General features: G+C 63.2%; 2 protein-coding genes. Both read left to right on the plus strand.

Features of this window, described 5'->3' with window-relative positions; translation table 11 throughout:
* Positions 1–1,398 (plus strand): Asp-tRNA(Asn)/Glu-tRNA(Gln) amidotransferase subunit GatB (gene gatB / locus EOA27_RS34335; RefSeq protein ID WP_127258488.1); only part of this gene is annotated, 1,398 nt, incomplete at its 5' end.
* Positions 1,399–1,402: 4 nt separating this feature from the next.
* Positions 1,403–1,891 carry a GNAT family N-acetyltransferase gene (locus EOA27_RS34340; protein WP_126082847.1) on the plus strand — a complete coding sequence of 163 codons (489 nt, stop codon included), beginning with the start codon at positions 1,403–1,405 and terminating at the stop codon, positions 1,889–1,891.
* Positions 1,892–1,926 lie beyond the last annotated feature (35 nt).

Consider the following 1,926-nt stretch of genomic DNA (forward strand, 5'->3'; position numbering starts at 1 on the left):
ATCTCGCAGGCCAAGCTATTCTCCGGCGCCTCGACCTCGTTCGGCGCCGCGCCCAACGCCAATGTCAGCCTGGTCGACGCGGCGATGCCCGGTATGCTGCCGGTCATCAACGAGGAATGCGTCAAGCAGGCTATCCGCACGGGGCTCGGCCTCAAGGCCGCGATCAACCACAAGTCGGTCTTCGACCGGAAGAACTATTTCTATCCGGACCTGCCGCAGGGCTATCAGATCTCGCAGTTCAAGCAGCCGATCGTCGGCGAGGGCAAGGTAATCGTCTCCGTCGGTCCCGACCGCCAGGGCGAGTTCGAGGATATCGAGGTCGGTATCGAGCGCCTGCACCTGGAACAGGACGCCGGCAAGTCGATGCACGACCAGCACCCGACCATGTCCTATGTCGACCTCAACCGCTCCGGCGTGGCGCTGATGGAGATCGTCTCCAAGCCCGACATTCGCTCGGCCGACGAGGCCAAGGCCTATGTCACCAAGCTGCGTTCGATCATGCGCTATCTCGGCACATGCGACGGCAACATGGACGAGGGCTCGCTGCGCGCCGACGTCAACGTCTCGGTGCGCCGTCCGGGCGGCGCGTTCGGCACGCGTTGCGAGATCAAGAACATGAATTCGATCCGCTTCATCGGCCAGGCCATCGAATATGAGGCGCGCCGCCAGATCGCCATTCTGGAAGACGGCGGCAAGATCGACCAGGAGACGCGCCTGTTCGATCCGAACAAGGGCGAGACGCGCTCGATGCGCTCCAAGGAAGAAGCGCACGACTATCGCTATTTCCCAGATCCCGACCTTTTGCCGTTGGAGTTCGACCAGGCCTATGTCGATGCGCTCGCCAAGGACCTGCCGGAACTGCCCGACGACAAAAAGGCTCGGCTGGTCGATGTGCTTGGACTGTCCGCCTATGACGCCTCGGTGCTGGTTTCGGAAAAGCCGATCGCCGACTATTTCGAGAAGGTTGCCGCCGGGCGCGACGGCAAGCTCGCCGCCAACTGGGTCATCAACGATCTCCTTGGGCAGCTGAACAAGGCCGGCAAAGACATTGAAAATGCTCCGGTTTCGCCTGAGCAGCTGGGCGCCGTGCTCGACCTGATCAAGGAAGGCACCATTTCAGGCAAGATCGCCAAGGACCTGTTCGAGATCGTCTGGAACGAAGGTGGCGACCCGCGCCAGCTCGTCGAGAGCCGCGGCATGAAGCAGGTCACCGATACCGGCGCCATCGAGAAGGCCGTCGACGAGGTCATCGCCGCCAATCCGGACAAGGCCGAGCAGGCGCGCGCCAAGCCGACCATGGCCGGCTGGTTCGTTGGCCAGGTCATGAAGGCGACCGGCGGCAAGGCCAACCCGCAGGCGGTCAACGACCTCGTCAAGGCCAAGCTGGGCATCGAATAGAGCGATGTTCGTCCGCACCGCCAGCGAGCGCGATCTTGTTGCGGTCCGCGCGCTGCTGGTCGAGACCTGGCATGCGACCTATGACGCCATCTATGGCGCCGAGCGGGTTACGGCGATCACCGACGACTGGCATTCGATCACCTCGCTCAAGACGCGGCTGACGCGTCCGAATTCCGAGTTCCTGGTTGCTGACGACGGCAAGCGGCTCGGCGGCATGGCGTTCGCCGCCGCCACCACCGACCCGAAGATCGTCCTTCTGAACCAGCTCTATGTGCATCCGGCCTGCCAGCGGCAGGGGATCGGCCAGTCGCTGCTCGACGAAGTCGAGGCCAGTTTTCCGGAGATGGATACGCTGCGCCTCGAAGTCGAGGAAGCAAATGCCGTGGCGATCGCCTTCTACCAGGCGAACGGGTTCCGCCAGGCGGGCAGGACCGCCGATTGCGGCGGCAGTTCGGGATTGCCCGCGCTCATCATGGAAAAGCGGCTCGGCTAGATCGACGACGCCTCCAGTCGATGTATCTTATATGC

The sequence above is a fragment of the Mesorhizobium sp. M2A.F.Ca.ET.037.01.1.1 genome, from assembly GCF_003998075.1.
Taxonomy (GTDB): Bacteria; Pseudomonadota; Alphaproteobacteria; order Rhizobiales; family Rhizobiaceae; genus Mesorhizobium.

Bases quoted from the DNA above. Each gene is read 5' to 3' on its own strand.
- EOA27_RS34340 (WP_126082847.1), top strand. From the start codon at position 1,403: ATGTTCGTCCGCACCGCCAGCGAGCGCGATCTTGTTGCGGTCCGCGCG.